This is a genomic window from Marinobacterium aestuarii, assembly GCF_001651805.1.
In the GTDB taxonomy this organism is placed as follows: Bacteria; Pseudomonadota; Gammaproteobacteria; order Pseudomonadales; family Balneatricaceae; genus Marinobacterium_A; species Marinobacterium_A aestuarii.
Genome location: NZ_CP015839.1, coordinates 1,948,542 through 1,961,695, shown reverse-complemented (window position 1 = coordinate 1,961,695; position 13,154 = coordinate 1,948,542). Strand labels below are relative to the sequence as shown.

At 59.2% G+C, this 13,154-nt stretch carries 13 protein-coding genes; 6 read left to right on the top strand and 7 right to left on the bottom strand.

The features are described 5' to 3' along the window. The first annotated feature begins 315 nt into the window (after window positions 1–315). The 5 genes from A8C75_RS08690 to A8C75_RS08670 all read left to right on the top strand — a co-directional run bounded on the left by A8C75_RS08690 (window position 316) and on the right by A8C75_RS08670 (window position 4,031). A complete protein-coding gene (locus tag A8C75_RS08690) occupies window positions 316–1,197 on the top strand; it encodes a DMT family transporter (RefSeq protein WP_067380818.1) in 882 nt (293 codons plus the stop codon). A 36-nt stretch (window positions 1,198–1,233) separates the two neighbouring features. Continuing rightward, window positions 1,234–2,244 (top strand): CobW family GTP-binding protein, encoded by a 1,011-nt coding sequence (locus A8C75_RS08685; RefSeq protein ID WP_067380815.1) that lies wholly within the window; start codon window positions 1,234–1,236, stop codon window positions 2,242–2,244. Window positions 2,245–2,349: 105 nt separating this feature from the next. Next, window positions 2,350–2,826 carry a hypothetical protein gene (locus A8C75_RS23750; protein ID WP_067380812.1) on the top strand — a complete coding sequence of 159 codons (477 nt, stop codon included), beginning with the start codon at window positions 2,350–2,352 and terminating at the stop codon, window positions 2,824–2,826. Next, entirely contained in the window at window positions 2,823–3,419 is a 597-nt protein-coding gene (locus tag A8C75_RS08675) for an SCO family protein (protein ID WP_067380808.1), read from the top strand. Before A8C75_RS23750 ends, A8C75_RS08675 begins: the two co-directional genes overlap by 4 nt. Window positions 3,420–3,464: 45 nt before the next feature. Next, complete coding sequence (locus tag A8C75_RS08670) at window positions 3,465–4,031, top strand: copper chaperone PCu(A)C (protein ID WP_067380805.1); 567 nt, start codon at window positions 3,465–3,467, stop codon at window positions 4,029–4,031. 85 nt (window positions 4,032–4,116) lie between these two features. On the opposite strand, the gene A8C75_RS08665 is transcribed toward A8C75_RS08670, so the two are convergent. From A8C75_RS08665 to recQ, 5 genes are all read right to left on the bottom strand, one after another. After that, window positions 4,117–4,722, bottom strand: a complete 606-nt coding sequence (locus A8C75_RS08665) for an elongation factor P hydroxylase (protein WP_084783888.1) — start codon at window positions 4,720–4,722, stop codon at window positions 4,117–4,119. Next, window positions 4,722–5,426, bottom strand: a complete 705-nt coding sequence (locus tag A8C75_RS08660) for a hypothetical protein (RefSeq protein ID WP_157890251.1) — start codon at window positions 5,424–5,426, stop codon at window positions 4,722–4,724. Before A8C75_RS08660 ends, A8C75_RS08665 begins: the two co-directional genes overlap by 1 nt. Before the next feature lie 525 nt (window positions 5,427–5,951). Further along, on the bottom strand, window positions 5,952–6,701 hold the full coding sequence (locus A8C75_RS08655) for a hypothetical protein (RefSeq protein WP_067380799.1): 750 nt from the start codon (window positions 6,699–6,701) through the stop codon (window positions 5,952–5,954). A gap of 263 nt (window positions 6,702–6,964) precedes the next feature. Further along, complete coding sequence (ttcA, locus tag A8C75_RS08650; RefSeq protein WP_084783886.1) at window positions 6,965–7,948, bottom strand: tRNA 2-thiocytidine(32) synthetase TtcA; 984 nt, start codon at window positions 7,946–7,948, stop codon at window positions 6,965–6,967. A 178-nt stretch (window positions 7,949–8,126) separates the two neighbouring features. Next, window positions 8,127–10,250: a DNA helicase RecQ gene (gene recQ, locus A8C75_RS08645; RefSeq protein ID WP_067380796.1), complete on the bottom strand. Its 2,124-nt coding sequence runs from the start codon at window positions 10,248–10,250 to the stop codon at window positions 8,127–8,129. 161 nt (window positions 10,251–10,411) lie between these two features. On the opposite strand from recQ, the gene A8C75_RS08640 reads away from it, so the two are divergent. Next, on the top strand, window positions 10,412–11,008 hold the full coding sequence (locus A8C75_RS08640; RefSeq protein WP_335623053.1) for a YecA/YgfB family protein: 597 nt from the start codon (window positions 10,412–10,414) through the stop codon (window positions 11,006–11,008). A gap of 526 nt (window positions 11,009–11,534) precedes the next feature. Here A8C75_RS08640 and A8C75_RS08635 read toward each other — a convergent pair. Further along, window positions 11,535–12,002: an outer membrane lipoprotein gene (locus A8C75_RS08635; RefSeq protein WP_067380792.1), complete on the bottom strand. Its 468-nt coding sequence runs from the start codon at window positions 12,000–12,002 to the stop codon at window positions 11,535–11,537. A 13-nt stretch (window positions 12,003–12,015) separates the two neighbouring features. Continuing rightward, window positions 12,016–13,137, bottom strand: coding sequence for a phospholipase D-like domain-containing protein (locus A8C75_RS08630; protein WP_067380789.1), 1,122 nt, complete (start codon window positions 13,135–13,137; stop codon window positions 12,016–12,018). Window positions 13,138–13,154: the final 17 nt, after the last annotated feature.

Genomic DNA, 13,154 nt, shown 5'->3' with positions numbered 1-13,154 from the left:
CGATTCCGGGAGTGAGGCCCGACACTGCCGAGTTGCGACAGCACAGGCATCGCCATCAATGGCACTATTAAACGTGTTCGCATGGGCCCTTGGTTTCAACGAAGGACCCAGTGATGAAGCCCCCCCTGCTTCAGGTCTTAACCCACCGGGTTAATATGTACAGAGAAGAAAGCCCCTCAAAACACTATAAGTGTTTAATCCATATACTGCATCCCCCTGCACTCCAGTCAGGTGAAATGTTGCAATAACCGGTTTACCAGCGCCGGCCCCGGGGATACCCTAGCGCACTTTCAAGGATCGAGAGACGGCGCCACCATGGCCAATGTGCGACTTAAAGCCAATCTGTTGTTGCTGCTGGTAGCCGCAATCTGGGGGCTCGCCTTTGTCGCCCAGCGCCTTGGCATGGATCACCTGGGGCCCTTTGGCTTTAATGCCGCACGATTTTTGCTCGGCGCCCTTTCACTGCTGCCCCTGACGCTCATATTCCGCGCCCGCGCAGGCCAAGGCGAGTGGCGCCCGCTATTGCGCGGCGGCCTGGCCGCCGGCAGCCTGCTTTTTTGTGGTGCATCCCTGCAACAGGCTGGCCTGCTCTACACCACCGCCGGCAATGCGGGCTTTATCACCGGCCTCTATATAGTGCTGGTGCCAATTGCGGCCCGGCTGATGGGACAACCGGTAAGCCGTGCTATCTGGGTCGGCGCCTCCCTGGCACTGGTGGGGCTTTACTTCCTCAGTATCAACGCTGCCATGGTTATCAACCGGGGCGACCTGCTGGAGCTCATAGGTGCAGCGTTCTGGGCCGGCCACGTACTGATCATAGGCCGCCTGGCGCCTCACCTGGACGGCTTGCGCCTGTCGATCATTCAGTTTCTGATCTGTGCGCTGCTCTGTCTTGGCGTGGCATTGATCTATGAACAAGACAGCTTTACCCTCGCCAATCTGAAGGCCGCCTGGCAGCCCATCGCCTACGCAGGCTTGCTGTCGGTTGGGGTCGCCTATACCCTGCAGGTCTATGCGCAAAAGCATGCTCCCGCCGCCCACGCCGCCATCATCATGAGTCTGGAAGCGGTATTCGCCGCCTTCGGTGGCTGGCTGCTGCTCAATGAGGAACTGACCGGCCGCGCTCTGGCGGGCTGCGCCCTGATGCTCGCCGGTATGCTGCTTGCGCAGCTACCATCAGGCCGCGCCAGAACCTGAACCCTATCGAACACCCAGCGCACAAGGAGTAGCGGGATGACCGACAAAATCCCCGTCAATATCATCACCGGCTTCCTCGGAGTCGGCAAAACCACGGCCATCAACGCGCTGCTGGCCCAGAAGCCCGCCGATGAGCGCTGGGCAGTACTGGTCAATGAATTCGGTCAGATCGGCGTCGACAAGGCCGCCATGCCCGATGCCGATGGCCTGCATATCAAGGAACTGGCCGGCGGCTGCATCTGCTGCGCCCTGGGACCTGCCCTGCGGGCGGGACTCGCCACCCTGATTCGCAGCGCCAAGCCCCAGCGCCTGATCATCGAACCCACCGGCCTTGGCCACCCCGAGGGCATTATCGACACCTTGCAAAGCGGCAGCTTCAAAGACGTGCTGGATCTGCGTGCCATCATTTGCCTGCTGGATCCGCAGCTACTGGAAGACCCACGGGTCATGGCCCATGAAACCTTCCAGGATCAGCTCAACCTGGCCGATATCGTAGTGCTTAACAAACTCGACCTCGCCTCCCCCGCCCTGATCGACAAGGCACTGCAAGGGCTCCAGGGCCTGTTTCCGCCCAAGCAGCGCATTGAACAGGCACGCCAGGGCCGCTTCCCCATTGAGCTACTGGATCTGATCCGCGACGATACCCTGGCCGCCCAGTTCCCCGACAGCCATAGCCAGCAGGCCATGCAACCAGGCCCCTCAACTGCCACCACCGCGCAACCCCTGTTGCTGCCGGAGGCCGGACAACCGATTCGCCGCATTGGCCAGGGCACGGATTTTGTCAGCTGCGGCTGGGTATTCCACCGCGACGAGGTATTCGACTATGACCGCCTCGAAGTCGTGCTCAATGGCCTCGAAGGTGCGCTGCGCGTCAAGGGCGCCTTTCGAATCGGCTATGTCTGGGTGTTTTATAACCGCGTGCTCGAGCAGCATGATATTGACAAGATCGCCTGGCGGCGTGACTCCCGCGTGGAAATCATCGCCCGCGAAGCACTCGACTGGGATCTGATCGAGCGGCAGCTGCAACGCTGTATAGAGCCCCGCTGAGGCAGGCTCCCGTGTCGCAGCGCGACACCGCGCTGCGACATTCAGCCACAGCGACAGAGCCCCCCTGCTGTCCTAGAATGCGTCTTTGCCCTGAATGAGCCGGATATGTCTGAGACATCCCAGACCCCGCGCACCCTGCTGATGTTGACGTTAACGGCAGCATGCCTGCTGGCAAGCATCCTATTGCTGCCGCGCCTGCTCAGCACAACATCACAGACGCCCAGCCTTGCCATGGTGCCGGGCTGCGACCTGTCCGTCGCGCCCTGCACCAGCCGCAGCAACGACCAGGCCATGACACTGGAGCTGGTATCAGGCCCTGCTCTGGCCGGTGAAGCGCTAGAGTTCAGCTTGCAGCTTGAGGGCATCCAGGCCCGCAGCGTCACCCTGCAACTGGAGGGACGTAACATGTACATGGGAATCAACCGTCTGCAGCTGACCGAATCCGCCGACCAGCCAGGCCTGTGGCGCGGCAGAACCGAGCTTGCCATCTGCACCACTGAGCAGATGCAATGGCAAGCACGTATTGAAGCCCTTGGCGATACCGCCCCCACCATCGCCCACTATGAGTTCAGCGCCCAATGAACAAGAACCTGAAGACATTGCGTATCCTGCTAATCATGAGCGTCCTGCTGCTGGCGGGCATTGCCAGTGCCATCCTGCTGCGCCCGGCCCCCGTCGAACAGACCCTGGGCACACGCCTGGGAGGGGATTTCAGCCTAATGGCGGCCACAGGACCGGTGACGCTGACTGACTTTCGCGGCTACCCCAGCGTGCTCTATATTGGCTACGCCTCCTGCCCCGATGTCTGCCCCACCTCTCTGGCCGTGATGGCCCAGGGTTTTCGTCGCCTCGACCCGAGCGATCAGGATCGGGTACGCGGTATTTTTATCAGCGTCGATCCAAAACGCGATACGCCCGAAGCACTGGCAGCCTACAGTGCCTTTTTTCACCCCAGCCTGGTGGGGCTGACCGGCAGCCGGGCGCAAATCGATGCGGTGACCAAAAGCTACGGCGCCTACTATCGCATCAGCGAACAGACGGACTCAGCCCTGGCGTACAGCGTCGATCACAGCTCACGCCTGTATCTGATCGACAGTGATGGACAGTTGCTTGAGGTACTGAGCGACACAATCAGCCCGGATGAGCTGGCCGCCAAACTGCGCGCGCTGCTCTGACTCTCCCGTCATTAACCCTCCCGACAGCACAAGGAAGATCCCCCCATGCCACAGCTACTGCCCCGCGCCGGCCTGCTCTCAACGCTACTGACCAGCCTTCTCTGTACAACCTCCGCCTTCGCCGAGGTTCAGGCACAGGACGGCTACGTGCGGGCTGTACCGCCCGGACACAGCATCAGTGCGGCCTACCTGACGCTGCACAACAATTCCGCCAGCCCGGTACAGCTGGACAGCGCCCAAACCGATAGCGCCGGCACCACTGAGCTACACCAGACCCGGCAGCAGGATGGCGTCATGCGTATGCGCGCGGCGCAGCAGGTGGAAATCCCCGCAGGAGCTGAATATCGCCTGCAGCCCGGCGGCGATCACCTGATGCTGATCGATCTGACACAGCCCCTCAATGCCGGCGACGAGGTAAGCTTGCAGCTGAACTTCAGTGACGGACAACAGCTGCAGCTCACCCTGCCGGTTCGCTCTCCCATGGAGGAAACACATGCTGCAAACCCACAGGGCGCCTCTCATGGCGAATCACATGACTCGACACAAGACCCGGCACACAAAAAGGCGGAATCCATGACCCATTCACATGGCACAGAACAGCACAGCCACTAACAGCCATGGGTAACGGCAGCGGCTGCTGCAGGCTGAAAACGGCAAACGGAATATAAAGAAAGGATCAGGAACGAAACTCAGGCGGTCACATGATCGCGCTGCCGCCCGGATTCTGAGGGTGCTGCCTCACAGCTAAGGGTACTGAAGCAAGCTCTGTATCGTACGGCAGCGCAAAGGCGCCGGGATCAAGCGGGTCTGTGCCGTAAAAGGCCCTGAACGCCTCCACCAGCAAGCCTGCTCTGGTGGGCAGGCCCACCTCAAGATAGTGCAGCACCTGGCGCTGAACGCGAGCTTCGAAGCCACGGCTGGCGCCGATCTGCGCCGACAGATTGTCAGCACTGAAGTGAAAGCGGTGCCCACAGGCGACGGAAAGCATCCACTCCAGCGCCTGGGGTTTGACTTCTACGCTCTCGAACAGCGCCTGTTCCTCTGCCGTGCGCCCGTCAGGCTTGTACCAGTAACCAAAATCCACCTGGGTACGCCGCTTCGCACCGGCCACGCACCAGTGGGAAATTTCATGCAGAGCGCTGGAAAAAAAGCCGTGGGCAAAAATAATCCGGTGCTGCGGATGCTCGGCATCGGCGGGCAGATAGACGGGTTCGTCATCGCCACGCACCAGCAGGGTGTTGAGGCTGTGCTCAAACTGACCGTTGAACAGCTGGATCAGATCCTGATATTGATGCGTACTCATCACTCAAACTTCTGCCATGCATCCTGCTTCAGCCACCAAGTATCACCATTGCGCCTGTCCAGCCGAGCTGCCACATAGCCCTTGATATCCTTGTCAGGCCGGGCTCCGCTGAGCTGAATTTCATAGTCCGAACGTTCCAGCGATCCGGATTCAAGCAGCGGCTGCCAGGCGCCCTGATCCGCCAGCCATGACTCACCGCTGAAGCGGTCATAACGGATCAGTATCCATTGCCCTGCGCCGGTGTAATCGGCGGCGATGCGATAGCGATCCCCCACACCGCTGAGCGACAGCTCATTGGCTATCTGGCTGAGCTGGTCGATCAGGCCCGCCAGCTGCTCTGGCGCCGCGCCCGCAATACCTGCAGGTGCGGCATTGTCGGCAGCATCATCAGCACCGTCCAGGGCGGCGCTGCCGGTCAGCATCTGCAGGCGCGCAAGCGCCGTGCCTGACTGCTGTGACAGCTCGGCGCCCTGAGCCTTGATCTGGATCAGCTGCTCCTGCATCAGGGTCAGGCGGTTGGCCAGTGTCTCCAGGTTACGCTGCAGCGCCTCATCAGTCGCTGCTGTCGTCACTGTGCCGGACTTTGCCGCCTGACCAGGCGCCTGAGCGGAGGCATTGGACGCGCCAGTCGCCGCCGCATCCTGCCCGGCCGGAGCATTTGAAGCAGGCGCACCGGCTACCTGGGCATCTGATTCAGCAGGCACAGGCCCGTTGGCCAAACAACCGCCAAGCAGCAAGGACGCCAAGATTACGCAACTGATCTGTTTCACATCCATCCTCACATTCTTAAATACTTGCCCAGACTCGCGCCATTAGATACGCCAGGGTAGATGCAGAGACCGAAAGAAGGCGCACATTATTACTGCCCCGGCAGAGCTTGTCACGCTATCTGCAGAGGTATTAACCCGGGTTAATACATGAAGCAGGGATGCTTGATCACTGGGCCTTTCATTCAAACGAAGGGCCAATGCGAACGACATCTTTTTCCCTGAAGAAGGCCAGCATGTCCACGCACCTGTGTCCATTTTTGCAGGCTAAAGAGTGATGGCCTGACCGCGCATTCGCATCCATGCGTGCGCGGCATACGATCGCCATGGATGGCGGGAATGCAGAAAATGCAGGAGCATTTTTCTGTCGTACTTCCTGTACATAGCGACAACTCGGTTAAGGAACCTATTTGTCCGCCAGGTTAATAGTGCAAAAACGGGAAAGAGCCCGGGGCGAACGCCTCAGGGTTTGGCGGCAGAAGCCTGCAACATGTACCAGCAACTCAGCAATGACATCACCGCCGACAGAATGGCATCAACCCCCATGCGTGCCAGCTGAAGCCTGCCATTCTCATCCAGCCCAGGCTGCCCTATACGCTCAAGAATGCCATCGAAGGTTTTGCGCAGCGCCGTAGCACCGGCCACCGCATCGGTCACGATCATTTGCCTGTCGGTACCACTGCAGGCAAAGAGCACATCCTTGGTCATGCCGAACACCTGGGTCAACTCTTCGTTACCGCCACGAATCTCACCTGAGTGATAGTGCGCATCGACAATGGAGCTACACACCTGTACCGCAATCTTTCGGGCAGTGGCGACCAAGCGGCGCGGCTCCATGCTGTCCTGGCTGAGCCGATACCAGGCTTTGAACAGCTTTTCCACCGCGATGGCTTCATAGTCATCAGGTGCGGCAGCCGCCGCACCGCTGAGCGCGCGGGCCAGATCGTCAAACTGAGTACGGATTATTTCCTGGCGTTCAACCTTGCTGGCGGACTTGTACTTCATGAATTGCCAGAGATCATTCAGGTTCTCGTGCTCCAGCACAAGGTCCGGCAGATGGCCGTTAACCTTGGCGTCGGCCATCAAGCCATCGCGCAGCGCCTTGTAGCGGGGCGCCTTGGTGGGGCCGCCAGCAATAAAATCCAGCAGCAGCCCACGCAATTCTCGCACCATGTCGAGCAAAGCGCCCGGACTGCCTTGATTGTCACTCATCTATCGAGATCCTCTCCGATCTGCGCCCCAGAGCGCCCATGCAGCACCGCCATCGTGCATCCAATACGCACGAATTTCATGGCAGTATACAGGTCCAATTGTAACACGACACTAGCACCGGCGTTGTTACTTCGGGCACTGCCCGCGAGCCCAGCGCCCGCCAAGTGCGCGCCTCGCAGGCCGCGTCTGCGCCTGAAGCATAGCTGAACACCGCCGTTATCACGGCCAGTTAGCCTTAGGGGCATGCTAATTGCGATAAATTCTCAGAGCGACAGTATATCGATGCGCCCTCCCGGGGCCTCCGCGTCCTCACCTGACGTCGCCACTCCTTCGGCAAAACCCAGTTGCAGATTGGCAAAGTCAAACAGTTGCGTATCCGCCAGGTGGCTGGGCACTACATTCTGCAAGGACCTGAACATGGTTTCGATCCGGCCCGGATGAGTGTGATCCCACCCCTGCAACATGTCCTTGATGACCTGGCGCTGGAGGTTTTCCTGGGAACCACAGAGGTTGCACGGAATGATAGGGAACTGCCTAAGCTCGCTATAGGCTTCGATGTCTTTTTCCCGCGCATAAGCCAGCGGCCGGATCACCATGTTCTTGCCATCATCCGACAGCAGCTTGGGCGGCATGGACTTGAGTTTGCCACCGAAGAACATGTTGAGAAAAAAGGTTTCCAGAATGTCATCGCGGTGATGGCCCAGAGCGATCTTGTTGGCGCCAATCTCATCGGCAAAACCATAGAGGGTGCCGCGGCGCAGACGGGAACAGAGGCCACAGGTGGTCTTGCCTTCCGGCACCAGCTTCTTGACGATCGAGTAGGTATCGCGCTCGACTATATGGTAGGGCACGCCAACGGCATCCAGATAGGCCGGCAGTATGTGCTCGGGAAAGCCCGGCTGCTTCTGGTCCAGATTGACCGCCACCAGCTCGAAGCTGATAGGCGCACTCTTTTGCAGGTTCAGCAGGATGTCGAGCATGGTGTAGGAATCCTTGCCACCGGACAGGCAGACCATCACACGGTCGCCGTCCTCGATCATCCTGAAATCCTCGATCGCCCGTCCCATCTCGCGGCGCAACCGCTTCTGCAGCTTGTTCAGCCGCAGCTTGGTTTTGCGCTCGGCATCGCTCTGGGCGCCCTGCGCTGCACAGGGCTCAGTATCGGACGCGGAAGACGCCGCCAGATCAGCAGGCGTCAGGGAAGAAACAGGATCGCTCAGGACCTCTTGGTACAGGATATCGCTCATGGATTGGCATCGATCGAAATTTGAAGAGGCGCCGATTATAACCAAGTCACCCTCGATGCGCAGCCATTGTGCCCGGCCAATAGAGCCGTACGGTCAAGGGAGTTGCGCGCAATCCGCCCCTGAGCACCGAGTCACCCATCGCTAAACATGCAGGAGAAAGTACCTGCACATAGCCGCATCAGCGATCAAGGCTCAGCCCCACGCGCACACAGCGCAGCAGGCCCATGTCATAGGCACCGCCCAGGGCTTCATGCACCGGTTTTAACGCTGCACCGAAATCACGCTCACACTCAATCATGACCTGCTGAATGTGGCTGACTTCGGCCTGCGGCAACTCGACCACTTCCGCCATCTCCAGCTGCCCCTGCTGAATGGCCCGTGCCAGCTGACCAAAGATGGCGTTGACCGACAATTTGAGCTGCAGCGCAACCTGCTGTACCGTCATGCCACTGCGAAACAGCAGCAGAGCTTCATCCGAGGCTACCGCCTGCGTCTGGCCGGCCTGTTCATGCTGCTCGATGACCGCGAGGAACTGCTTGCCATAGAGCTCCAGCTTGCGCTCCCCCACACCGTTGAGCCTGCGCAGCTGCACCTCATTCAGCGGCCGGTGCATGACCATTTCCATCAGGGTGGCATCATGGAAAATCACATAGGGCGGCACGTCCTGGGTTTCGGCCAGCGTCTTGCGCGCGGCCCGCAGGTCATTCCACAGAGCATAGTCACTGGCTTCCAGTTTCGACTGCGGCACCGAGCTGCGGGTAAAGCGGCTCTGGCTGCGAGACTCCAGCCGCAGCTCCAGTGTCTGCTCGCTGCGCAGCACCCCGCGACAGGCCTCGGTCAGGTGCAGCACGCCATGCCCCTGGCCATCCACCCCCAGAAAGCCCCGCGCCACCAGCTGGCGAAACACCGAGCGCCACTGATTGCGGTCCAGATCCTTGCCAATACCAAAGGTCGACAGGCGATCATGCCCGCGCTCTCGCAGCTTTTCACTATTGCTGCCCAGCAGGATATCGATGACATGATTGACGCCGAAGTGCTGGCCCGAGCGATACACCGCCGACAGCGCCTTGCGCGCCGCTTCAGTGCCATCCCAAACAGGCACAGGTTCAAGGCAGGTATCGCAGTTGCCACAGGGCGCATGCTCAGACTCACCGAAGTACGCCAGCAGCGTCTGACGCCGGCAACTGGTGATTTCACACAATCCCAGTACGGCTTCAAGCTTCTGGCGTTCAATCTGTTTTTGCTGCTCGGGGGCCTGGGAACCTTCAAGCATCTGGCGCAGAAAAATAACATCCTGCAGGCCATACACCATCCAGGCATCGGCGGGCATGCCATCACGCCCGGCGCGGCCGGTTTCCTGATAGTAGGCTTCAATGCTTTTGGGCAAATCCAGGTGCGCTACAAAACGCACATTGGGCTTGTCGATCCCCATGCCAAAGGCGATGGTCGCCACCATGATCAGACTTTCTTCGGTCAGAAAACGGTGCTGGTTATGCGCCCGCAGCTCCGTCGAGAGCCCGGCATGGTAAGGCAGTGCATTGAAGCCGCGCTCGCACAGCCAGGCAGCTGTAGCCTCGACCTTTTTGCGCGACAGGCAATACACCACGCCGGCATCCTGCGGATGCTCATCGCGCAGAAAGCGCAGCAGCTGATCCTTTGCCTTGTCTTTCTGACCAATGCGATAACGGATATTGGGACGATCAAACCCCTGAATAAAGCGCACGGCCTGATCAAGCTGCAGCCGTTCGACGATTTCCTGCTGAGTGCGTCCATCTGCGGTGGCGGTGAGGGCGATGCGCGGCACGCCGGGAAAGCGCTCGCGCAGGCGACTGAGCTGCAGGTATTCGGGCCTGAAGTCATGCCCCCACTGCGACACGCAATGCGCTTCGTCGATAGCAAAAAGCGCCAGGGTGCAGTGCGACAGCAGATCCAGTGTACGCGGCTGCAGCAGTCGTTCTGGCGCTATATAGAGCAGATCCAGCTCGCCACTGCGCAGTGCATCCTCGGTACGGCTGCGTTCTTCAAAACTCACCGCCGAATTGAGGCAGCCGGCACGAATGCCCCACTGCGACAGGGCACTGACCTGATCCTGCATCAGTGCAATCAAGGGTGACACAACCACGGCTGTACCGTCGCGCAGCAGCGCCGGCAACTGGTAGCACAGTGACTTGCCGCCACCGGTCGGCATGACCACCAGCAAATCCTGACCGCCCACCAGACGGCTGATTACGTCTTCCTGGGGAGTGCGAAACTGGTCATAGCCAAAAACGTCTTTCAGTACTCGAAGTGCGTGTTCCATCATGGGGCGGCATTATCCGGCAAGGCCAGCGCCCTGTCACTTGAATTTCCCCGCCCGCAACTGAACAACCAGGGTCAAAACGCGGCTGATTTTAATTTATTCTTACTTCTTTAAGTCCTTTGGCGGTAGAATCGCCCCAACCAAACCGGAATCTGGACAGCCCCATGTCAATGCCCCCTATTGCCCAGCCACTGAACGATGATGAGCTGGACCGACTCGAGGAATTCCTGTTCTCCGACGCCGTATCCGAAGAATCCCTAGACCTGATCGGTATTCATGGTCTTTTCTGTGCCCTCAGCATCAGCCCTGAGCCCGTGCCCGAGGCCGAATGGCTGGCGCTGTTGCTCGACGGAGAACCCCAGTGGAAATCCGATGCCGAGCGCACCGAAATTGCCGGTCTGCTGCGTCAGTGGTATCAGTCCATCGGCAGCGACCTGTACAGCGACGAAGAGATCGATCTGCCCTGCGACACCACCCTTGAGCTCGACGAAGAAGACAAGGAAGCCGGCATCGCACCGCTGACACTCTGGGCCGAAGCCTTCATGGAAGGCGTGTTCCTGCACGAAGAGCTGTGGTTCAGCGCCGAACGTGAAGAACAGGTAGCCGAGCTGCTGCTGCCGATCATGGTCGCATCTGACCTGTTTGAAGAAGACGATTTCAAGCAGATGCGCCGCGACAAGCGCCTGTGCGAAGAAATGGTAAAACAGATTCCGGACCTGCTGGTCGACCTCTACTTGGTTTTCCACTCCCCCGAGAAGTAACCTCCAGGGATGGAGGGAATACTGATTTTGCCGGGAGCAAAAATCAGTAAACCATCCAGGGATGGAGGGCATGCTGTTATTGCCGGGAACAAATGACAGCACGCCCTCCAGAACTTACCCGCAAAAAAAACCTCGCAGAGCTGATCTCGCGAGGTTTTTTGTTATCCGCTATTCGAAGCCCGCTTTATCAGCGCTAAAAAGCGCCATAGCGTCACTACGAACAGGCCTGCTACCTGTACGCTGCACGGAAATTGGTGAGCCCTGAATCTAAAAGGGCAGGCCTGAATATCAGTGCCTGCCCGGGAAAAACTTAAGCATTATTGCTAATGCCTGATGGTCTCACGACCATTCGGAGATCGAACTGTGATTGTTGATAACACTCAGCTAAGCCCTCCCTTCCGATAAAGGTAACTTCAACATAGCACAGGAAAAGGTGCCTGTCGCACACTAAAACGCATTCATCTGCAGCGTCTCATTCCATGACCTGGTGCGCACCACAAGACGGAAAAATGCGCAGCCGTCAGGGTTAATAGGCTACGCGAGTCGCGCCGGCGGACTCCAGCAGACGCACACGCTCACCGGGGCGGAAGAACTTGCCGCCATCGACTTCCTGCACCAGCGACAGGGTTTCACCGTTATCCAGACGGACGGTAATTTCCTGCCCCTGCTTGCGGGTGGCGGACGCTTCAATCTTGTTGCCCAGTACACCGCCGGCCACAGCACCGATCACGGCACCCACGGCGCGGCCGCTGCCACCCCCAATATTGCTGCCTGCGATACCGCCAACAATGGCGCCGGCGCCGGTACCCACGGCACCGTCGGTACGCCCTTCGATCACCACCGGTGTTACCGAATCCACCACACCATAACGCACGTAATGCACCTGGCGCGCTTCGGAGCGTGAATAGGTGGTGCCGGTCAGGCTGGGCCCAGCGCAGCCTGCCAGCAACACAGAACCGAGCACCAGCGCCGCACAACCTGATATGTATTTCATTGTCACTTCCTCATTATCGAATTCTCAACACAATCTGACTGATCAATGACCAGATATACTCACGGATTTTGCGATGCCAGGGACGCGCATGCCAGGCTTTTTCGGTTATTTCGCTGCAATGCTGCACGTCAGCACTGAGCATGGCCGTCACCTGGTCGACAAACCGCGGCTCGCGAATCTCGATATTGGCCTCCAGGTTCCAGCGCAGGTTCCAGTGATCCAGGTTGCAGGAACCTATGGAGCTCCAGTCATCCACCACCCCCACCTTGGCATGCAGGAATCGGGGCTGATACTCGAATATTTTCACCCCGGCACTGAGCAGGCGCTGATAATACCGCTTGGAGGCATGGAACACCCAGGGCTGATCGGTATAGGGACCGGCCAGAATCAGCCGCACATCGACACCGCGCAACGCCGCCCGGCGCAGGGCCCGACGCAGCGAACGCGAGGGCATAAAGTAGGCCGTTGCCAGCCAGATGCGTTCGCTGGACTGATTGACCTGCTGCAAAAAGCTGAGCTTGATGCCCTGCTGATAGAGCCCTTCGGTGGTACAGACCTTCATCATCGCAGGCCCCACCTCGGCCCCCAGACTGCCTGGCGGCAGGCGCGTCGCAGTACAGCGCTTCCACAGGGCGTTGTAAAGCTCGATCAGATCACACACCACGGGGCCGCGCAGCGACAGCATGACCTCATGCCAGGGGCAACCCGCCTCCTCGGCCAGCCAATACTCGTCCGTCAGACCTGTACCGCCGATGAATGCCAGGGTCTGATCCACGATCATCAGCTTGCGATGATCGCGGGCGAAATTCTGCGTCAGCTTGCTCCATTTCAGCGGGTTATACACCAGGATCACCACACCCGCCGCCTCAAGCCGCAAGCGATCTGGCTCGGACAGCTTGCGACCACCAAAGCCATCGATCATCAGGCGCACCATCAGGCCGCGCCGTGCAGCTGCAATCATCTCGATAATGAACCTGTCCATTATCTGGCCGGAAGACACCAGATAGAACTCCATCAGCACGCTGTGACTGGCCTGGCGAATCGAATCAAGCATGATCGGAAAGAACTGCTCACCGTCGACAATCAGCTCAACCGCATTGCCTGCCCGCCATTTGAAACGCCTGCGATACTGCATCCATTCCCCCAGGGTTT